This is a genomic window from Aquabacterium humicola (assembly GCF_030167915.1).
In the GTDB taxonomy this organism is placed as follows: domain Bacteria; phylum Pseudomonadota; class Gammaproteobacteria; order Burkholderiales; family Burkholderiaceae_C; genus Pseudaquabacterium; species Pseudaquabacterium humicola.
In genome coordinates this window covers 1,198,996-1,220,270 of the sequence record NZ_JARGNB010000002.1, presented here as the reverse complement: position 1 = coordinate 1,220,270, position 21,275 = coordinate 1,198,996, and the positions used below count along the sequence as shown (strand labels likewise).

The window sequence follows — 21,275 nt, the reverse complement described above, 5'->3', positions numbered from 1 at the left end:
GCCTTGCAGCGCCCTTCCCGGGGATAGCGCGGACAGCGGCTCGCGCCGCCCGCGCATCCGACTCGATCAGAACTCGTAGCGGCCGCTGAACGAGAACGTCCGGCCGTACGGGCTGGCGTAGCGCGGGTCATAGCCCAGCTGGTGGCCGGCGCCATTGACGCGCAGCGACAGCGGCGGTTCCTTGTCCATCAAGTTCTCGATTGCCAGCACCAGCGTCAGGTTCTTCATCGGCTTCCACTGGGTGCGCCAGTCGAGCGTCGTGTGCTCGCGCACGTTGAGTGCCGCGCCAGCGCAATCGCCGCTCGCCGTGTTGTAGAAGACGCAGTCGTCCTCGCTCCAGAACTGGTCCTTGTAGCCGTTGCGGTACTTGACGGTCAGCGTGTGCTCCCAGTTGCCGTGGCCGACGGTGCCCATCGCGGTGATCACGTTGCGGAAGCTCACCGCGTCATTGACGCCGAACTGGTTCAGGCTGGTCGTCCACTCGTTGTCGGTGCCCGGCTTCGTGTAGCGCGACTTGATCAGGTGCGTGCCCATGATCTTGGCGTCGATGCGGCCGAAGCCCGTCTTGCCCTTCCAGCCCAGGTCCCAGTCGATGCCCTCGTTCTGCACCTTGCCGATGTTGACCGGCGCATCGAGGATGGCGACGTAGGTCTTGTTGTTCGACGCCTTGAACTTCGTCGTGAACAGGCTGAGGTACTTGGCCGGCTCGCTCATGATGAGCTGTTCGCTCACCGCGCTGACGGAGTCCCTGATCTCGACCGCCCAGTAGTTCAGGCCGACCGACAACTCGTTCGTCGGCTGGAACACCCAGCCCACGTTCCACTGCTTGGATTTCTCGGGCTTCAGGTTCGGATTGCCGCCCTGGTACACCTCGTACTGCAGGTCGTCCGCGCAGATGTAGCCGGCCTTGAAGTAACCCAGCGGGTCGTAGTTGGCGTTGAACGGGCAGTTGTAGGTGCCGCTGGTCACGCCGAAATCGATCTTCGGCTGTGCGATCTCGCGCATCGTCGCGGCGCGGAAGCCCGTGCCGTAGGACGCGCGCAGCAGCATGTTCGACGAGGCCTGCCACTTGCCGCCGAGCTTGAAGGTGGTGGCCTTCTCGGTGCCCCCGGACTTCACCTTGTTGCGCGAGTCGTCGACGCCACCGATGGAGTCGTAGCGCACCGCGGCGGTCATCTCCAGGCTCTTGGCGATCGGCATCAGCATCTCGCCGTAGACGCCGTAGGTCTTGCGCGAGAGGTCGAACTCCGGCTGGATATCGTCGAACAGGATCTCGGCGTTGGCGACCGCCGGGTTCGCGCTCAGCTTGTAGCCGGTCTCGCGGGCATCGAAGCCCATCGACAGCACGGCACCCCCGCCGGGCAGCTTGAACAGCTCGCGCTGGACGTTGCCGTCCACCGCCTTCATGTCGATCTTGGTCTTGTTGTAGTTGCCGACGAACTGCGTGGCGAGCAGTTCCTTCAGCTGCGCCGCCGGCATCTGGCCGACCGCGTACGGGAACGGATCGAACTTGCCGGCGTCGAGAGCGGCATTGAACTTGTCGGCGAGCGGGAAGCCGGCGAGGTAGTTCTGGTCCTGGTCCTGCTTCGAATAGGTGAAGCCCAGGGTCATGTCCCAGTCACCCATCGTGCCCTGCACACCCAGCACGTTGTGGAACGACTTCGTGTTGTAGTCGTACGTGCGGTTGCCCATGTCGTACAGGCGGTACTTGACGTTCGCGTCCGTGGCGACTGCGCGCTGCGCCGGCGTCAGGTAGGGACTGATGTACTTGACGAAGTACGGATGGTCCGTGCTCATGCCGAACTCGGCTGGGTACGGCGCGATGCGCGCGATCGTGCTGACGTCGGTGTACGCCAGATCCGCAAAGCCGGTCCAGCCCGACTTGCCCAGGTTCAGCTTGCCGGAGGCATAGACAGCCTTGCGCTCCTGCTCCGGCGCGATCTCGACGGTGCTGGTGTAGTCGAAGAAACACTGGCGGCCAAGCGCAACGTGCGCGGGCGGGCAGTTGCCATTGGCCTCCTTGTACGGGCTGAACGAGATCGAGTTGCGGCTGCCGCCGATGCCGGGGCCGAACACGTCGACGTTCGGCGGCACCGATCGCGACGAGCCGTTGAAGAAGTCGTACGAGAGGTCGCCGTAGGTGCCCGTCAACAGGCCTGTCTTGGCGAACTCGCGGTCCGCGGCCTTCAATTGCTTGCGCTTGTCGAAGCTGCCGGCGACGAACACCGAGAAGCCGTCGCGCTCGAGGTTGCCGAAGCCCTTGCTGATGTTGAAATTCTGCTCGTCGCCGCCACCGGCGTCGGTCTTGCTGACTCGCGCTTCGATCGCGAACGGCGCTTCGCCCTTCTTCAGGATGAAGTTGATCACGCCCGCGATGGCGTCTGCGCCATAGAGGGCCGAGGCGCCGTCGGTCAGGATCTCGACGCGCTCGATCGCGGCCAGCGGAATGGAGTTCAGGTCGATCGTCGTGCCGGAGTTCGTCGGCGCGACGCGCCGGCCGTTCAACAGCACCAGCGTGTACTGCTCGCCGACGTCGTGCAGCGACGCGGTCGTTGCGCCGCCACCGCTACCGCCGACGGTGTCCGCGATGCTGGTAAAACCTTGCATCACCGGCAGCGCTTGGATCAGGTCGGTCACCGAGGTGACGCCACTGCGACGGATGTCCTCCTGAGTGACGACCTGCACCGGCAGCGCGCCTTCGGCCGCCACGCGCTTGATCGAGGACCCGGTGATCTCCACCCTTTGCGGCTCCTGGGCATAAGCCGGCAGCGACAGCAATCCGCCCAGCGCCAGCGCCGCCGCGATGCTGACGTTTCTCTTCTTGAACATGAAACTTCTCCGTAGAAGGAAAGTTGATCGATAGACCCACGCCACAGGTCGCCGAGCCGGCCTCGTAGGCCGGGCGGTCCACCTATCTCGAGTATCGAAATTGTCATCACCGAGTTACGCAGCGGCCGATTGGGGTATGCCTTACGTGCTTGTCAAGCGGGCAGGCAATGGCGCGAGAACGCACCGCGCGGGCGCGAAACCCTCAGGGTTGCTCCGGATATTTCGCCGTGTCAGGGCACGGAACGCACCAATTCCTAGGGTCAAGTCCCTAGGATGGTGGCGCTTAGAACGTTGGTTGCTCGCCACACCCCTGCGCTCCGGGGGAGGACACCCTGCCTAGACAAGCATCGACAAAGAAAAGGGGCCCGTCCCGCGCACTGGCGCGGGACGGGCCCCATGGAGAGTCGCGACGAGCCGGCGCGAAGCCGGCTCGTTGCTCAGCCGATCAGAAGAACTTGTAGTTGACGCTCAGGTACCAGAAGCGGCCGCGCGGGCTGTACAGCTCGGCGAAGCCCATCTGGGTGTACTGGTTGTCGGTGGCGTTCGTGTTCGAGAACGGCGGCATCTTGTCGAGCAGGTTCTTCACGCCGCCGCTCAGCGTCAGGCCCTTGATGCCGGTGTAGGCCACCTGCACGTCGAGCTCCTCGTGGCCGCCCACCTTGCGGGAGTTGGCGGAGACGTTCTGCGGATCGTCCTCGTCGATGAAGCCGGCGACGCTGCGCACCGCGCCGGTGAAGGACCAGGGGCCCAGCTCCGACGACACCGAGAAGGTGTTGCGCCAGCGCGGCAGCGCATAGGTGCCGTTGTACTCGTCGAGCGGGTCGCTGGCCGAATCCCGGCGGCGCTGCTTGTTGTAGTACGTCAGCGACTCGCGGATCGTCACGGTGCCGATGGCGGTGTTCGGCATGCGGAAGCGCGCATCGACGTCCACGCCCTCGTTCTCGCGCTCGGCGATGTTCTGCAGGTTCGTGAAGATGTTGAAGCGGGCGCCTTCGCGGTTCCAGAAGCCCTGGCGGATCGCGCTCTCGACGGTAGGCGCGCCGATCTCGTTCTTCTTCTTGATGCGCCACCAGTCGACGCTGGCGTTGAACGGGCCGGCATCGACGATCACGCCGAGGTTGAAGGTCTTGCCGGTCTCGGGCTTCAGGTTCGGGTTCGCGCCGTTGACCTGGAAGGCGTTGACCTGGCACTCGCCGTTGGCGTCCAGCGGCACGCCGAGGATCTGGCACTCGGCCGGGCCGGTGACGTTGATCGCGCCCTGCTCCTGCGCACCGAACAGTTGCTTCAGCACCGGGGCGCGGAAGCTTTCCGTGTACGAGCCGCGCACCGCGAACGCCTGCACCGGCGTGTACTTGATGCCGACCTTCGGGCTGGTCTGCGAGACACCCGGGTACTTGTCGTAGCGCACCGCCAGCTGGCTTTCCAGCGTCTTCAGGATCGGCAGCGACAGCTCGGCGTAGGCCGCCTTGATGTTGCGCGACGCGTCCACCGGCGCCTGCTGGATGCTGCCGACCACGTCACCGGCCTGGGTCTTCGGATCCGGCGTGTCGTTCAGCGACTCGCGACGGTACTGCGCGCCGACGGCGTACTTGGCCATGCCGCCCGGCAGGTTGAAGGCGTCGCCGCCGAAGCGGAAGTTCGCCTCTTCGGTCACCGACTTGCCGGTGCGCAGCGGCCGCAGCTTCAGCGACTCGACGAAAGCCGGGTCGTTGGTGCCGACGGTCGGGTTCAGTTGGCCGCTGGTGGTGGCCGCGACCCACTTGTCCGCGTCGTAGTAGTTGCGGTCCTGGTTGCGGACCTTGCTTTCGCCGCGCGACAGATTGGCCATCACGTCGAAGTTGCCGATGGTGCCGTCGACTCCGACCGCGACCTGGCTGATCTCCGACTTGCGGTCGGTGATGCGCGGGCCGCCCTGCATGAAGCGGCCGGCCACGTAGACCTTGTCCGGGCCCAGGCCGTAGTCGGCCGGGATCTCGTACGGGCGCTGGCTCTCGTTGGTGATCGGCACCACGAAGAAGTCGGGCACCGGGTGCGCCTCGAAGTGGTCCTTGGTCTGGCCCAGCAGGACTTCGGCAAAGGCCTTGAGCTCCGGCGTGACCTGGAACGAGCCCATGACCAGGCCGCTGACGCGGTCGGCGCCGTTGTACGAGGTCAGCAGGCTGGCGTTGAAGTCGTAGCGGCAGCGGCCCACCGGGTTGGTGTTCTCGGCCGGGCACGGCGTGTAGGTCTGGTTGACGAAGCCGCCGGTCACCGGGTCGATGATGTTGCCCTGGGGCGCGAACGAGCTGCGGCCGTCGGACGAGCCGAAGCGGCGGAAGTCGACCGAGCGGGTCAGCTCGCGGTCCTTGCGCAGGATCGGGTCGCGCTTGAGCACGTCAAGACCGAGCATCACGTTGAAGCGGTCCTTCGACAGGTCGCCGAAGCCGAACAGCAGGCCGGCCTTCTTCTCCTTGCCGTCGCTGCGGCTGGACTGGCCGTAGCCGATCGTGGCTTCGCCGCCGCGGTAGTCGGTCTTGGTGATGATGTTGAGCACGCCCGCGACCGCGTCGGCACCGTAGAGCGCCGAGCCGCCGTCCTTCAGGATCTCGACGCGCTCGATCGCCGAGATCGGGATCGAGTTGATGTCGAAGGCCGCGCCGGCGCCGGACGAGTCGTACAGCGCGTTGATCGGCAGGCGGCGGCCGTTCAGCAGCACCAGCGTCTCGCTGGAGCTCAGGCCGCGCATGCCGACGTTGGCGGTGCCCGAACCGGCGGGCGAGTTGGACGCCAGCTCACCCTGGTCGAAGATGTCGATCGACGGGATCGAGCGGATCAGTTCGTTGACCGACGTCGCGCCGGTCTTCTCGATGTCCTTCTTGGTGATGACTTCGACGGGTGCCGGGCCTTCCGCATTGACGCGCTTGATCGCCGAACCGGTGATCTCGACGCGCTGCGGCTGGGCCTGCTGCGCCCATGCGGGCGATGCCGCCATGCCGCCGACGGCAAGCATCGCGGCAAGGCTCAGCGCATTTCTCTTGAACATGCAAAAACTCCTCGGAGTGAAATGACGGACGTGGGTGCGGCGAGCGTTTTGTTGCTGTCCGTTTCCGGACCGCGCGACCCAAGTCGCTCGATTCTCATGGAAGGGTTACGAGCGACTTCTAGGGAATCTCTTGAGCGTCCCCTTCAGGCCACAGTGCATGTTACGCAGCTGTAGGCTAGCTTCCCGGCGCCTGTTGCGTTGCAGCAACTGGCCGCTCATCTGACGCGTCAGTAAACCATGACGATGGCAGGGCTTGTCTGAACCTGTCCAGACAAGCCCTGTCCAGACAAGCGGGAGCGCGCCTCAGGCGGTGACCGGCGGTTCCTTGCCCGGTGGCATGCCCAGCGCTGCCTGCAGACCGTCGAGATGCCGCGCGTAGTGCCGCCAGCGGCCTGACGAGGCCGTGTAGAGCGGCCGGCGCACCTGCCACCCGCTCGGCGTCGCCACCACGCCGTCTCCCTCGTGGAAGCTCATGCAGCGCTCGCTCCACGCCAGGCCGCAGGCCTCGAGCAGCGCCGCGACCACCGGCTGCGGATCGGCCACCAGCGCGTCGTAGTCGACGTCGTGCATCGTGTCGCCGTGCAGCCGCTGCCAATGCGCCATCAGGCGCTCGTACTGCCGGTACCAGTGCGCCGTGTCGAGCAGGTCGAGCGCGTGCGGCATCGTGTGCGACAGATGCAGGAAGTGGATCGACAGGCAGTTGTCCAGCGGGTGGCGGCGCGTATGCACGATCACGGCGTCCGGAAACAGCCGGCGGATCAGGCCGATGTAAAGAAAGTTGTCCGGACGTTTGTCGGTAACGCAGCGCGCGCCGGGAAACATCGTGGCGATGCGCTCGAGGTAGTGCGTGCGCCAGCGCTGCAGCGTCGCCTCGTCGAGCGGCGAGACGACTTGCGGCATCGGGCCGAAGCGCTCGCGCATCAGGCCCGGCAGCAGGTCGATCTCGCCGCCGGCGGTCACGTCGGGATGACGCGCGAGGATGCGTTCGACCAGCGTCGAGCCCGAGCGGAACATGCCGCAGACGAAGATGAGCCTCGGACCGACGGCGGGTGGCGCCGGCATGCCGCGGGGGCGCGCATCCGGGAAGGCGGCGATCAGGCTGTCGATGCAGCGTTCGTGCGCCGCCGCGTCGTAGCGCACGCCACCGCCGGCGGCCCGGCTGGCCGCGTTCGCCGCCGCGTAGGCCGCGAAGGCGTCGTCGTAGGCCTGCGCATCGTCGAGCGCCTTGCCGAGCGCAAAGCCGAGGTCCGCCTGCTCGGCGGGCCCCGCTTGCGCGATGGCGCGGCGCAGGCGCCCGATCAACGGATCATCCGCGCGCTGCGGCGGCTTCAGATGCGGCAGGCGCGACAGCGCCAGCGCATGGCCCGGCTCGATGGCCAGCGCCGCCTCGTAGGCTTCGAGCGCGGCGGTTCGTTCGCCACGCTGCTCGCGCAGATTGCCGAGGTTGATCAGCGCGGGCAGGTAGCGCGGCTGCAGCGCGAGCGCCGCGTGCAGGGCCTGTTCCGCCTCGTCGTGCCGTGCCAGGTGGTCGGACAGGATGACGGCGCGGTTCAGGTGCACTTCCTCGGCGCCGGCGACCCCGTTGACGAGCGCCTGGCCGTAGGAGGCCAGCGCTTCGTCGAAGCGGCGGGCGCGATGCTGCAGGAAGGCCAGGTTGTACCAGGCGTCGGGCAGCCGGGCTTCGTGCCGCAGCAGCTGCTCGAAGGCTTCTATCGCCTGAAGGACGCGGCCCTGTTGCAGCAGGGTCTCGGCCACGGCCTGCAGCCGGCGCAGCTCAGGCGGCAGGTCCATGCCGCTCATCCAGATCTCGAAAACACGGTTCAGGCACGCCCGAATTCTAGGTGCCGCGCCGGAGGACCCCGGCCAGGAAAAAGGGCCGGCCGACCCTGCGGTCGACCGGCCCTCCGGAGCCTTTCGGCTTGGCTAGACGGCGATCAGAACTGGTACTTCGCCGACAGCTGGTACATGCGGCCACGCGGATCGTGGAAACGATCGTCGTAAGCGCGCGCCTGGAAGCGGCCGACCTGGTTGCTGAACGGCGGGTCCTTGTCCAGCAGGTTCAGCACCGCGGCATTCAGCGTCAGGCCCTTGATGCCCTTGTAGCTGACCGACAGGTCCCACACCGAGTAGTCGCCCACGCGGTGCGTGTTGAACGGCGCCGGCACGGCGTTCTGGTCCCAGTAGCCGCGCTGGAACTTGTTGTTCACCAGCACGCCCCAGGCGTCACGCTCCCAGCCGATCGTCGTCACCTGCTGGTAACGGATCACGGGGCCGGCGAACTGCGGGTTGTACTTGCCGTTCGGGTCGAACCAGCGGCCACCCGGCTCCACCTGGAACTTGTACTTGTCGACGTACGAGCCGCGCACCGACGCGTTGAAGCGGCCCATCGGCGTGGCGCCGCTGTTCCAGTCGACGCGCACGTCCACGCCCTTCGTCTCGACGTCACCCAGGTTCAGGTTGGTGTTGATGACGTAGGCCAGCGGATCGCCACCCGGGATCTGGCAGGCACCGATCGCATTGCGGCGGGCTTCCGGCGCCTGGCTGCAGCGCACGTACAGGTTCGCGTACTTGGCCGGGTCGGCGAAGATCGACTGCTCGCCGATGACGCTGATCGAGTCCTTGATGTAGTACGACCAGTAGTCCATCGCGAACGACACCTGCGGCGTCGCCTGCATCACGAAGCCAGCCGACCAGGCCCGCGATTCCTCGGCCGTCAGGCCGGTGTTGCCGCCCTGCAGCTGCTGGAACTGGATGCCGCAGTCGCGCGACGGCACGGCGTTGGCCGTCGGCACGCCGCCCGGGCACAGCACCGGATCGTTGTAGCGCGTGGCGGTGAACGTCGTGGAGTTCGGGGCGTACAGCTGCGTCAGCGTCGGGGCCGTGAAACCGGTGTTCGCCGAGGCGCGCACCAACAGCTCCTTGGTCGGCGACCAGCGCAGCGAGACCTTCGGGTTCGTCGTGTTGCCGAAGTCGCTGTACTTGTCGTAGCGCACCGAGAGGTTCAGCTCCAGGCTCTTCAGGAACGGCAGGTTCAGTTCCAGCGCCACGGCCTTGACGTCGCGGTCGCCTTCACGCAGCGCGCCGGCACCGGCCAGGCCCGAGCTCGCGGCCTGGCTGACCTTGCCCACATCGGTGCGGTAGACCATTTCCTCGGTGCGTGCTTCCGCGCCGACGGCCAGCGTGACCGCGCCACCGCCGAGCGAGCCGAACTGCGTGCTGGCGTTGCCGGAGATGCTCTGCAGCGTGCCTTCGCCGTCCTGGACCTTGCCCAGCACTTGGTTCTGCTGCAGGTAAGCCAGGCCGGCGGCGGACTGGTCGCCGAACGGGTTCAGGTGCGGTGCGCCGTTGGTGCCCGAGACGCCGTTGCGCAGCGGCTGGGTCATCGGGTAGCCGTTGAGGAAGTAGTTCTCGACGAACGAGTTCGACCACAGCGCGCTGGCGGAGTAGTCCCAGCTGCCCAGCGAGCCTTCGACGCCGGCGACGAAGCGCTGCGTGTCGTTCTCCTGCTGGCCGCGGCGCGGGCCCAGCGGCACCGTGCGCCACGACACCGAGATCGGGCGCGTCGAGTCGAGCTTGGGATCGGTGATCGGGTTGATGCCCTTGCCCGGGTAGTACGGGCTGCTCGGGTTCATCGTCAGGCCGCCTTCGGGCGACGGCGCGATCTGCGTCGTCACCTTGTTCAGCGCCTTGAAGTACTCGGCCGAGAAGGTGTGGTTGGAACCCAGCGCGAACGAGCCCTTGACGTAGAGCGAGGTCTGCTCCTGGTCGGGGATGGTGTGGGTGAAGGCCTGGGTGTCGGCGCCGCAGCGGTTGTTGCCGAGGCCGATCGGGGCCGGCTCGGTGGTGAACAGCGAGGTCGGCGGCGAGCAGTTCGGCAGCGTCGGGTTGGTATTGGTGATCGTGCCCGACTGGCTGTAGTTGGCCGGGTGGGTCGTCGGGCTGAGTGCGTTGAAGCCCATCGACGGGATGTACGAGGTCTTCGAGAACTCGCGCTCCGTGCCCTTCATCGGGTCCTGCTTGCGGAAGCTCAGCGTGCCGTAGACGTTCCAGCCCTGCTGCGCCATGTCGCCGATGCCGCCGAGCACCGCGCCCGACTGGGTGTCGGCACCACCATGTTCGGTCATCTGGGCCTGCAGACCGATTTCGCCACCCTTGTAGTTCTTCTTCGTGATGAAGTTGATCACGCCGGCGATCGCGTCGGTACCGTAGGTCGACGACGCGCCGTCAGGCAGCACCTCGACGCGGTCGATCGCCGCCATCGGCAGCGTGTTCAGGTCGACCGCGACGCTGGAGAACGGGTTCGGGACGACCCGCTTGCCGTTCAGCAGCACCAGCGTGCGCTGGGCGCCCAGCGAGCGCAGGTCCGCGTAGGCTGCCGCGCCGTTGGTCGAGCTCACCGAGCCGGAGGTGACGGTGCCGCCCTGCTGCTGCGTGATGAACTTGACCGCCTGCTCGGCGTTGGTCACGCCGGCCTGCTGCAGCGTTGCGCTGCTCAGCGTGACGGTCTGCAGCGAGCTCTCGCCGTCGATGCGGCGGATCAGCGAGCCAGTGACCTCGACGCGCTGCGTCTGGGCGATGACTTCCCCATAAGACATCAGCAGCGCGCTACCGCCGAAAGCCAGCAGCAGTGCCCTGCTGAGCTTCGTTTTCTTCATCATGTATCTGACTCCTTGCCTCGGAAGGACGGGTGATCGATGGACCCACACTGTTTGCAAGCCCCATGCCGGTTTTGTGAACCGTTGGTGACTCGCTGAAGGGCGTGTGTTTCTGAATTGTCACTGGGGGTGTTCGGCGGGCCGGACTAGGGATTGCCTTAGGACCACCCTAGACAAGTGCGGCGACCTCTCCCCCGGCCCCTGTCGCGGGCCCCGTTCTCCCTCGTGGCGCACCGCTTTGCGGCACGCGCTGCGGGCTGGTCCCTAAGGTGAACACCCTAGGCGGCGGAGACCTGTTTCGTTGGTTCGCCGCCACGACCTGAAACATGCCGGCGCGGCTAGAGCCGCGGCACCGCCGCCAGCAGCGTGCGCGTGTAGTCGTGCTGCGGCCGGTTGAGCACCTCGGCGGCGCGTCCGCGCTCGACGATGCGGCCGCTTTGCATCACCGCGACCTCGTCGGCGATGTACTCGACCACGCCGATGTTGTGGGTGATGAAGAGGTAGGACACCCCCAGCTCGCGCTGCAGATCGCGCAGCAGGTTCAGTATTTGCGCCTGGACGGATACATCCAGCGCCGAGGTCGGTTCGTCGCAGACGATCAGCTTGGGCTGCACCGCCAGCGCGCGGGCGATCGCGATGCGCTGGCGCTGGCCGCCCGAGAACTCGTGCGGGAAGCGCTCCAGCGCCTCCTGGCGCAGGCCGACCTGGTCGGCGATGCGGCGGATGCGCGTACGCCGCTCATCCGTGGCGATATCGGGCTGCAGCGCCTGCAGGCCCTCGTCGAGGATCTCCCCGACGCGCATGCGCGGGTTCAGCGACGCGAACGGGTCCTGGAAGATGATCTGCACGTCACGGCGCGCGCGCCGCAGCGCCTCGCCCTGCAGCTCGAACAGGTTCTGGCCGTCCAGACGGGCCTGGCCATCGATGATCGCGATGCGGCGCAGCAGCTGCACGATGGCCTTGCCGGTGGTCGTCTTGCCGCAGCCGGACTCGCCGACCAGCGCCAGCGTGCGCCCGGCCTGCACCTGGAAGGACACGCCGGCCACGGCGTCGAAATGCGCGCGCACGCGCTGCATCAGGCCGCCGCGGACCGGGAAGCGCACGCGCAGGTCCCGCACGTCGAGCAGCGGCGCGGCGCTGTCCCGGGCGGCGGCCGCCGGTGCCGGCACCGCCAGCGGCGCAGGCTCGGCCAGCCCCGGGCCACCCGGCTGCAGAAGCAGGCAGCGCACCTGGCGGCCGTTGACGGTCACCAGCTCGGGTGGCGTCGTGCGGCAGGCCTCGAGAGCATGGATGCAGCGGTCGGCGAAGCGGCAGCCGGCGAACTGCAGCGTCAGCGGCGGCACCGTGCCGGGAATCGCCGCCAGCGCCTCGCCGCGGCGGTCGGCATCGGGCAGCGCCTTTAGCAGCGCGCGCGCATACGGATGCTGGGGCGCGGCGAAGAACTGGTCGGCGTCTGCCACCTCGATGATCTGGCCGGCATACATCAGCGCGACGCGGTGCGCCATGCCTTTGACGACGGCGAGGTCGTGCGTGATCAGCAGCAGCCCCATGCCCTGTTCGCGCTGCAGGTCCTTCAGCAGGTCGAGGATCTGCTTCTGGATCGTCACGTCGAGCGCGGTCGTCGGCTCGTCGGCGACCAGGTAGTCGGGCTCGGACGCCAGCGTCATCGCGATCATCACGCGCTGCTTCTGGCCGCCGCTCATGCGGAACGGGTAGTCGTCGATGCGGCGCTCGGGCTCGGGGATGCCGACGCGGCGCAGCCATTCGACGGCCTTCGCGCGCGCGGCGTCGCCGCGCAGCGCGGTGTGGGTCTCGATCGCCTCGACGATCTGGTCGCCGACCTTCATCACCGGGTTCAGGCTGGTCGACGGCTCCTGGAAGATCATGCCGATGCGCCCGCCGCGCACGCCGCGCATCTGCGACTCCGGCAGTTCCAGCACGTCGGTCTGGTCGATCATCACGCGGCCGGCGGTGACCTGGCCGTTGTCGGGCAGCAGGCGCATCAGCGCCAGGGCGGTCATGCTCTTGCCGCAGCCGGACTCGCCGACCAGCGCGAAGGTCTCGCCACGGCGGATGGACAGGGCCAGCCCGTCGATGGCGCGCACGATGCCGGACTCGGCATCGAGCGCGACCTTGAGGTTGTCGATCGTCAGCATCGCTTCAGGTCTCGGGGATCAGGCAGGCTTGCCGTCCTGGACGGCGGTGACCGGTGCTTCGGGCTGCACGTCGGTGCTCTTGCGGCGCAGCGCCAGGCGCGGGCGCAGCGCGCGCGAGCGCGGGTCGAAGGCATCGCGCACGCCGTCGGCGAAGAGGTTGGCGGCCAGCACCAGCGCGACCATGAAGCCGAACGCGGCGACGAAGGACCACCACACCACCGGGTCGTTGCTCATCTCCGAGCGCGCCAGGTTGATCATGCCGCCGAAGCTGTTGGTCGACGGGTCGACGCCGACGCCGACGTAGGTCAGCACCGCTTCGTAGAGGATCAGGTCGCTGAAGTTCAGCACCGTCGTGATGAGCACCAGGTGCACCACGTTGGGCAGGATGTGCCGGCCCATGATGCGGGCATCGCCGACGCCGAAGGCGGTGGCGGCCTGCACGAAGTCGAGCTCGCGCAGCTTCAGCGTCTCGGCGCGCACCAGGCGGCACAGCGTCGCCCAGCCGGTCAGGCCGAGGATCGCGCAGAGCATGAAGACCTTCAGGTCCGAGCGCTCGGCCGAGGTCTCGAACCACTCCGGATGCTTGTCCAGGCCCACCTGCACCATCAGCACGCAGGCGGCGATCAGCAGCACGCTGGGCACCGACGACAGCGTGGTGTAGAGGTACTGCACCACCTCGTCGACCCAACCCCGGAAGTAGCCGGCCAGGATGCCCAGCGTCACCGCGATCGGCAGCGTTGCCAGCGTCGACAGCGTGCCGATGACGAAGGCAGTGCGCACGCTCTTGAGCGCCTGCACCAGCACGTCGTTGCCGGTGCGGTCGGTGCCGAACACGTGGTAGTGGCCCATCAGCGCACCGGCGGCGCCGGCGAGCACGCTGATGACGGCCAAGGTGAGCAGCAGCGCGCGCAGCGGCAGGTGCGTGCGGTCGGCCGCGAGGTCGCGCCACGCGGCCAGCGTGCCGCCGTGCGCGCGGCGCAGCAGCCAGGCGATACCCAGGCTCGCGAGCAGCGCGAAGACCAGCCCGCCGACCGCGCCGCCGATCGCGCGCGACGTGACGTCGCCGTGCCAATCGCGCGCCGGGTCCATCAGGTGCGCCCCACCGTGTTCGAGGCGCGGGTAGTCGCGCACCGGCTCGCCGTTGCGGGTGAAGGTCTGCTTGATGTGCGCGAGGTAGGCCAGCGGCGCGGAATAGGTGCTCTCGCGCATCGCGATCTGGCGCGACAGCGCGATGTCGAGCAGCGACTCGGCGCGCGGATCGTGGAACACCTTGCCGGCGGCCTGGCCGGCGCTGGCCGGCAGTGCGCGGCGGAAATGCACGCTGTCGAGCGCGGTGATGCCCAGGAACACCAGCAGCACCAGCGCCGAGCACAGCGCCGCCGGGTCGCGCAGCACCTTTTCCCAGGTGGTGCGCAGGTGCGGCGCCCGCGCGACGCGCACGCCATAGCCGATCAGCGCGACGAACAGCACCCACAGCGCCGCGTCGGTCCACAACAGGACGAACTTGAAATCCATCTCAGCTTTCCATGCCACCGAGGCGATAGATACGAGGCAAGCGCTGCGGCACCCAAGCGGCCGCCGCGGATCCGGCTCTGCCGGGCCGCTGGGGGCGCCCCCTTGAGGGGGAGGCGCCGAAGGCGCTACGGGGGTGGGCCATCACGCCAGGCGAACGCGCGGGTCGACCCAGGTGTAGGCGACGTCGAGCAGCACGTTGGTGGCGATGTAGAGCATCGAGCCGAGGAAGACCATCGTGCGCACGATGGCGAAGTCCTGGCCGGCGATGGCCTCGATCACGAAGGCGCCGAGGCCCGGGATGCCGAAGAAGCTTTCGAACACCAGGCTGCCGAGGAAGACGTACGGCAGGTACGAGCCGGCGCTGGTGATGATCGGAATCAGCGCGTTGCGCAGCACGTGGCGGAACAGCACCACCTGCTCCGAGAGGCCCTTGGCGCGCGCGGTGCGCACGTAGTCCTTGCCGATCTCCTCGAGGAACATCGCGCGGTACAGCCGCGCCTCGCCGCCCAGGCGCGACAGCAGCGACAGCATGATCGGCAGCGCGAGGAAACGCACCGCGTCCAGCCCCGGCGCGAAGCCCGAGATCGGCACCAGCCGCAGGATGCGCGAGAAGAAGAACTGGCCGACGATGATGTAGAAGAGGCTCGAGATCGACAGCATCAGCACGCACAGCACGACGCCCCAGAAGTCGATGCGCGAATGGCGGAAGAACACCAGCATCAGCGAGAAGACGACGCTGACGATCAGCTGCAGGATGAACAGCGGCACCGCCAGCTGCAGGCTCACGCCCATGCGCGTCGCGACCTCGTGGCCGATGTCGACCGAGCGCGCCGAGTCGCTGCGGCCGAAGTCCAGCGCCATCAGCGACACCGAGCGTTCCCACATCACGGTACGCGTGAGCTTGCGCGCGCCCTCCTCCTGGGCATTCCAGTACAGCGGCCGGTCGTAGCCGCGCTCGCCCTTCCACTTGTCGATCTGCTCCTGCGTCACGCGCTTGCCGCCGATGTTCAGGCGCGCCATGTCGTCGGGCGTGTTGACGGTGAAGAACAGGAAGAAGGTCAGCAGGTTCACGCCGACCAGGATCAGGAAGCCGTAACCGAGACGGCGCAGGATGTAGTTGCCCATGAGGTGCTCAGGTCGCGTCGGCGGCGGCCGTTGCGCTGCCATTTCCGGTGGCGGCGCTGCCACGTGCGGTGGCGGTCTCGCGCAGCCGGAAGCTGCGGCGTGCGATCCAGGCCAGCACGATCGCGGCCAGTGCGAACAGCGCCAGCGGCCAGCGCACCGGCGCATTCCACTCGGCCTGCTTCTGTGCCCGCGTCGCGGTGTCGATGCGGTAGTACTTGGCCATGTCGCGGATCATGATGCTCGGCTTGCCGTTGTGGATCCACTGCTGGAAGGCCATGCCGCCCCACGGGAAGTAGCCGAAGCACCAGGGCGAGTCGTCCTGCAGCATCGTGACCATCTTGTCGATCACCGCCTGCTTCTGCGGCCCGTCGTCGAGCGTCTGCAGCTGGCGGTAGAGCTTGTCGTACTCGACGTTGTCGTAGTTCGCGTAGTTGTCGCCCTGGCTCTTCGAGCGGCCGAGCGGGCCGTAGAGCAGGAACAGGAAGTTCTCGGCGTCCGGATAGTCCGCCAGCCAGCCGCCCCAGAAGATCTGGTGCTTGCCGCGCAGCGTCTTGTCCTGGTACTGGTTGAAGTCGGTGGCGCGAATCTCGAGCTGGATGCCGAGCTTCGCGAACTGCTTGACCATCCAGTCGTTCTCGCTCTTGAACTCGGGCGTGATCGCGCGCTGGAAGTCGTAGTTCAGCACCAGCGGCTTGCCGGTGGTCGCGTCGCGGCCGTCGGGGTAGCCGGCCTCGGCGAGCAGCTTCTTCGCGTCCTCGATCGGACGGCGCACCGATTTGCCGTCCTTCCAGACGTGCGTCACCGGGTTGTGGAACTCGCCCTGGCCCTCGCGCGAGCCGAACAGCCCCGGCGGGATCGGGCCGTGCGCGGCGACGCCGCCCTTGTACTTGAAGATGCGGCCATAGCCCTCTTCCCAGTCGATGGCGATCGCGATGGCCTGGCGCAGCTTGCGGTTCTTCGCCTGCTGCTGCGGCGTGTCGCCCTTGCCGATCACCGGGTCGAGCATGTTGAAGCCGAGGTACCAGTTGCTGATGTCGGTCATCAGCGGCAGCTTGAAGCCGCGAGCCTCGAACATGCGCTTGACGTCGTCGGAGTCGTCCGCGTCGCTGCGCAGCATCACGCCCCACTCCGGCCGCTCGATCTCCGGCACGTCGAGGAAGCCCTGGCGGAACTTCTCCTTGCGCGGCGTGCGCTCCTTCTCGATCGTCACGTACAGCTTGTCGATGAAGGGCATGGTCTTGCCGCAGTCGTCGAGCAGGCCGGCGGGCTTGTCCTCGGGCATGCCCTCGCAGGGGTAGGCCTCGCCGCGGAAGTTCGGGTTGCGCTTGAGCACGTGGCGGCGGTCGCGGATGAACTCGGTCACCATGTAGGGGCCGGTGCCCACCGGCCACTGGTGCAGCGACAGGCCGTTCTCGCTCATGCCGGGCTGCGCGTAGAAGGCCTCGGCCTCCCACGGCACCGGCGCGAGGAAGGGCATCGCCATCCAGTAGCTCCACTGCGGGTACTTGCCCTTCAGGCGGATGCGCCAGGTGTGCTTGTCCGGCGCGCTGGTGCCGGCCAGCGGGTAGCGGCGGAAGTCGAGGAAGGGCTTGTCGCGCGCGTCTTCCGGAACGTCCTTCAGCAGCTTGGCGTCCTCGCGCTTGATCAGCTCGATGTACTCCTTGAGCCCGATCACGTAGTCGGAGAAGACCGCCGACACCGGCGTCTCGATGCGCGTGCTGGCGTGGCGCTTGAGCGAATAGACGAAGTCCTCGGCCACCAGCTCGCGCGTGCCCTGGTGCTCGAAGTCCCACGGCGACAGCTTGCCCTGCAGCTGCTCCGGCTTCAGCGCGTGGTAGCGGTACTGGCCCTTCTCGTCCTTCGCGAAGGCCGGGTGCGGCGCGTAGAGGATGCCCGGCTTGATCTTGATGTCGTAGACGCTCTCGGCGATCTGGTCGGCCGGCGCGTCGTCGGGCAGCGGCTTGCCGTCCTTGTCGACGTAGTGCGGCTTGGCGACCTCGGCGGCGGCCTTCGGCGTCAGGATGTAGGGGCGCTTCAGGTAGTGGTAGCCGTAGGGCGGCTCGTAGACCTGGAAGGTGTAGGCCGACTCCGGATTCGAGTACGACTGCGTCGGGTCGAGCGAGCGCGGCGAGCGTTCGTCGAACGTGTAGAACAGCGTGTTCTCGCGCTCGGCGCCGGCCCAGTAGGGGCTGTTGTTGCAGCCGGCGGCGATCAGCGCCGCCGCTGCCGAGCAGATCAGGCCGAGTGTGCGAATGAGGGTTCCGCGCATGCGGGCACTCCTGGTGCGAATCGCCTGCAGGGAAGGGTCGTCCCCGCGGCAGGCTCAAAAAAAACGTCGCCTCGAACGGCGACCGGCTTGTGGCCGGCTGTCTTCCGAGGCGGAACGCGATTCTAGATGTCTATGCAAGTTGCATTCCTCGGGGTTTCCATCCAAAACGATGGCCGCGGGCGTCGGCCCGGCCCCCTGGACGCGGGGCCTGGCGCGTGCATGCAACGTCCGATGTTGCGCGACTGTTACCCGCCGGCGTGGTGCGTGTGCTCCCAGGCGACGAAGGCATCGCGCCCATCGACGAGCAGCTCGACCCGCCGGCCCACCGGCAGCGTCACCTTGGTCGGCACGTGGCCGAACGGCAGGCCGGTGAGGATCGGCGTGGCGCTGACGCCGCGCAGGTGCGCGACCGCGTGCTTCAGCGTGTAGCCGCGATCCAGGGGCGACTTGCGCCAGTCGGTCACCGCACCCACCAGCGCCGCCTTCTGCTGCGCCAGCACGCCGGCCTGGTGCAGCTGCAGCAGCATGCGCTCGATGCGGTACGGGTGTTCGTTGACGTCCTCGACGAACAGGATGCCGCCCTTCACCTTCGGCCAGTGCGGCGTGCCCAGCAGCGACATCAGCACCGTCAGGTTGCCGCCCCACAGCACGCCCTTGGCCTGCAGGCCGTCGAAGCCGGCCTCGGTGCGGAAGCCCACCGCTTCCAGCTCCCCGGACATCGCCTCGGCGAAGCAGTCGCGCGTGACTTCATCGATGCCGCCGGCCTCGTCGGTGCGCCCGAAGTCGTCGCAGGCCAGCGGGCCGTGCCACGACAGCGCCTTGGTGTGCGCCAGCAGGCCGAGCTGCAGCGCCGTCAGGTCGCTGTAGCCGACCCAGCGCGTGCCGCGCTCGACGCTGCGCGCGAGCAGCGCCCAGTCGATCGCGTCCAGCAGCCGCGTGATGCCGTAGCCGCCGCGGCAGGCGATCGCCACCGACGGCGCGGCGCGCGCGACGCGGTGGATCGTCTCCAGCCGCGTGGCATCGTCACCGGCGAAGCGCTGGTGGCGCGCACGCACGCTCGGGTCGACGGCCACGTCGAAGCCGAGCGCACCGAGGCGCTGCTTCGCCAGCTTCAGCGCCGGTGCGCGCAGTTCCACGCCGGCCGGCGCGAAGATGGTCAACGAGGTCATGAGGAAGGGGTCAGGTCGGTTTGAAATTGGGGGCCGGCGTGCCGAACTCGACGACGTCCCCGGTCGGGATCGGCGCCTGCTCGATCGCCTCGCCGGTGGGGATCGGGCCGCCGGACTCGCCGCTGCCGTCGTCCGCGCCCAGCGCGGCACGTTCGGCCTCGCGCTCGGCCCGCTGCAGCGCGCGCCGTTCGGCGAAGAAGCTGCGCAGCAGCTGCGACGACGCTTCGGCCAGCACGCCGCCTTCGATGGCGGTGTGGTGGTTGAGCCGGCTTTCGGCGAACAGGTCGATCACCGAGCCGGCGGCGCCGGTCTTCGGGTCCCAGGCGCCGAAGACCACGCGCTTGAAGCGCGCGTGCATCAGCGCCATCGCGCACATCGCGCAGGGCTCGAGCGTCACGTACAGCTCGCACTCGGGCAGGCGGTAGTTCTCCAGCAACTGCGCGGCATGGCGCAGCGCGACGACCTCGGCATGCGCGGTCGGGTCGTGCGTGGTGATCGGCCGGTTGTAGCCGGTGGCGATGACCTGGCCCTCGCGCATGATCACCGCGCCCACCGGCACCTCGCCTGCCAGCTGGGCATTGAGCGCCTGGTCGAGCGCGATGCGCATCGCGTACTCGTCGGCACGCCGAAGATCGGTGGTGGGCTCGTTCACTGGCTCGGCTCTGACGCGCGTTGCTGCATGCCCTGCTCGAAGGCCTTCTGCACGTCCTGCTTGTACTTCTGCGGCAGGTTCGTCGCGTCGGCGGGACCGGACGCGGCCGCGCCGGGCGCCGTCGGCTTCAGGGCCTCGGCCTGCTTCTTGCCAAGTTGCAGCAGCACGAAGGCCACCACCAGCAAGGCGGCGACGCTGAAGATCATGCGCATCGAATGCCCCTCCTCGTTCGTCGTGGGTCACGCGGCCAGCGGCCAGCGCGCCAGCGGCACATGCGCCGAGCGGCCGACGAGGCTGCGCATCAGCAGGAACTCGCGCACCGTCCAGGCCACCGGCTCGACCGCGCGCGCGGCGACGCGCTGGTCGTCGTACAGCAGCGTCAGGTGCGGGCGGTAGGGGCGATGCGCCTCGAAGGGCAGTCCGGCCGCCTGCAGGCGCGTGGCGAGCGCGTCGTGCAGCCGCGCGACCGGCCCCTCGGCCGGCGCGAGCAGCACGATCGGCCGGTTGGCCGGCCGACGATCGAAGCTCGTGACGCGGTCGAGGCACAGCTCGAAGGCATCGCAGCGCACGTCGTTGGCCGCTTCGACCAGGCGCTGCGACAGGCCGTCGGGCAGCGCCGGGAACGTGCCGACGAACAGCAGCGTCAGGTGGCGACGCTCGGCCGGGATGGCCTTGCCCTTCAAGGCCAGCTCGCGCTGCAGCGATTGCGTCAGCGCGGCGATGCGCGCCGACGCGTCGGCATCGGGCTGGGCGGCGAAGAACAGGCGGTCCATCGCGTCGACGCCGGCGCCGGCGCTCAGGCCCACCTGGTGCTCGACTCCCGGGAGCGATGCAGGGCTGAGCTGACCATGTGCCGTCCGATCTTCCGTGTGTGTTGGCGGCGGGTTCGTCCGGGACGTCCGGACGCTTCGCCGGCGACGACTATAGGGCCTCGCCGCTCCCGCCCGGTTCCCCGGCGTCACGCTGCCCACGTGCGATCCCGGAAGGCCTCGACCAGGAAGTCGATCAGCACCCGCACCTTCGGCGTCAGGTGCCTGCGGCTCGCGTACACCGCATACACACCCAGCTCGATCGAGCGGTAGTCCGGCAGCACCTCGACCAGCGCGCCCGCGCGAAGATGCTCGCCGACCATGAACGAAGGTTGCAGCACGAGGCCCTCGTGCTGGAGCGCCGCGGCGCAACAGGTGTCGCCGCTGTTGCTGCGCAGGCGCGGCGTCACCTTCACGCTGACCGGGCCCTGCGGGCCGTCGAAGTTCCACGTATCGCCCGACGCCAGCAGCGTGTAGCCGAACACGGTGTGCGACGTGATGTCTTCGGGGTGCGAGGGCGCCCCATGGCGACGCAGGTAGTCGGGCGAGGCGCACAACACGAGCCGGGTCGTGGTGAGCAGGCGGCTGACCAGCGACGACGCGGGAAGCCGCGCGATGCGCACGGCCATGTCGTAGCCCTCGTCCACCAGGTCGACGATGCGGTCGGCCAGCGTGACGTCCAGCGTGACCTTGGGATGTCGGTGCAGGAAGGCCGGCCACAGGGGCGCCAGGTGCAGCAGCCCGAAGCTCACCGGCACGTTCAGCCGCAGCAGCCCGACCGCCTCGTCGGCACGCGAAGTCACCTCTGCCTCGGCCTCGTCGACAGCGGCGAGCAGTTCCTTGCAGCGGACGTGGAAGACCTCGCCCTCGACCGTCAGCGACAGCCTGCGCGTCGTGCGATGCAACAGGCGCACCCCGAGGCGCGTTTCCAAGTCGCCGATCAGCCGGGACACGGCGGTCTTCGACACCTGGAGCGCGTCGGCCGCGCGAACGAAGCTGCCCGCATCGACCACCGCGGCAAAGGCCTGCATTTCTTCGAACCGGTCCATCAAGAGCCATTGTCCCTTTTGTCGG

General features: G+C 68.1%; 13 protein-coding genes. All 13 read right to left on the bottom strand.

Going from position 1 to position 21,275, the window contains the following annotated elements; genetic code table 11:
• Positions 1-66: 66 nt before the first annotated feature.
• Positions 67-2,829 carry a TonB-dependent receptor gene (locus P1K89_RS15835; protein ID WP_284617398.1) on the bottom strand — a complete coding sequence of 921 codons (2,763 nt, stop codon included), beginning with the start codon at positions 2,827-2,829 and terminating at the stop codon, positions 67-69.
• Between the two features lie 445 nt (positions 2,830-3,274).
• A complete protein-coding gene (locus tag P1K89_RS15830; protein WP_284617397.1) occupies positions 3,275-5,851 on the bottom strand; it encodes a TonB-dependent receptor in 2,577 nt (858 codons plus the stop codon).
• 303 nt (positions 5,852-6,154) lie between these two features.
• The gene (locus P1K89_RS15825) at positions 6,155-7,642 is read right to left on the bottom strand and encodes a tetratricopeptide repeat-containing sulfotransferase family protein (RefSeq protein ID WP_284617396.1); all 1,488 of its coding nucleotides are present in this window, start codon (positions 7,640-7,642) and stop codon (positions 6,155-6,157) included.
• Between the two features lie 143 nt (positions 7,643-7,785).
• Positions 7,786-10,509 (bottom strand): TonB-dependent receptor domain-containing protein, encoded by a 2,724-nt coding sequence (locus P1K89_RS15820; protein WP_284617395.1) that lies wholly within the window; start codon positions 10,507-10,509, stop codon positions 7,786-7,788.
• A 335-nt stretch (positions 10,510-10,844) separates the two neighbouring features.
• A complete protein-coding gene (locus P1K89_RS15815) occupies positions 10,845-12,662 on the bottom strand; it encodes an ABC transporter ATP-binding protein (RefSeq protein WP_284617394.1) in 1,818 nt (605 codons plus the stop codon).
• A gap of 18 nt (positions 12,663-12,680) precedes the next feature.
• Positions 12,681-14,177 (bottom strand): ABC transporter permease, encoded by a 1,497-nt coding sequence (locus tag P1K89_RS15810; protein ID WP_284617393.1) that lies wholly within the window; start codon positions 14,175-14,177, stop codon positions 12,681-12,683.
• Between the two features lie 141 nt (positions 14,178-14,318).
• On the bottom strand, positions 14,319-15,302 hold the full coding sequence (locus tag P1K89_RS15805) for an ABC transporter permease (protein WP_284617392.1): 984 nt from the start codon (positions 15,300-15,302) through the stop codon (positions 14,319-14,321).
• A 7-nt stretch (positions 15,303-15,309) separates the two neighbouring features.
• On the bottom strand, positions 15,310-17,571 hold the full coding sequence (locus P1K89_RS15800) for an ABC transporter substrate-binding protein (protein ID WP_284617391.1): 2,262 nt from the start codon (positions 17,569-17,571) through the stop codon (positions 15,310-15,312).
• A 245-nt stretch (positions 17,572-17,816) separates the two neighbouring features.
• The gene (locus P1K89_RS15795; RefSeq protein WP_284617390.1) at positions 17,817-18,740 is read right to left on the bottom strand and encodes an LD-carboxypeptidase; all 924 of its coding nucleotides are present in this window, start codon (positions 18,738-18,740) and stop codon (positions 17,817-17,819) included.
• Positions 18,741-18,750: 10 nt separating this feature from the next.
• Entirely contained in the window at positions 18,751-19,347 is a 597-nt protein-coding gene (gene tadA, locus P1K89_RS15790; RefSeq protein WP_439897997.1) for a tRNA adenosine(34) deaminase TadA, read from the bottom strand.
• Between the two features lie 41 nt (positions 19,348-19,388).
• On the bottom strand, positions 19,389-19,604 hold the full coding sequence (locus tag P1K89_RS15785) for a hypothetical protein (RefSeq protein ID WP_284617388.1): 216 nt from the start codon (positions 19,602-19,604) through the stop codon (positions 19,389-19,391).
• Positions 19,605-19,631: 27 nt separating this feature from the next.
• Positions 19,632-20,198, bottom strand: coding sequence for an RNA 2',3'-cyclic phosphodiesterase (thpR, locus tag P1K89_RS15780; protein ID WP_284617387.1), 567 nt, complete (start codon positions 20,196-20,198; stop codon positions 19,632-19,634).
• A gap of 152 nt (positions 20,199-20,350) precedes the next feature.
• On the bottom strand, positions 20,351-21,250 hold the full coding sequence (locus tag P1K89_RS15775) for a LysR family transcriptional regulator (protein ID WP_284617386.1): 900 nt from the start codon (positions 21,248-21,250) through the stop codon (positions 20,351-20,353).
• Positions 21,251-21,275: the final 25 nt, after the last annotated feature.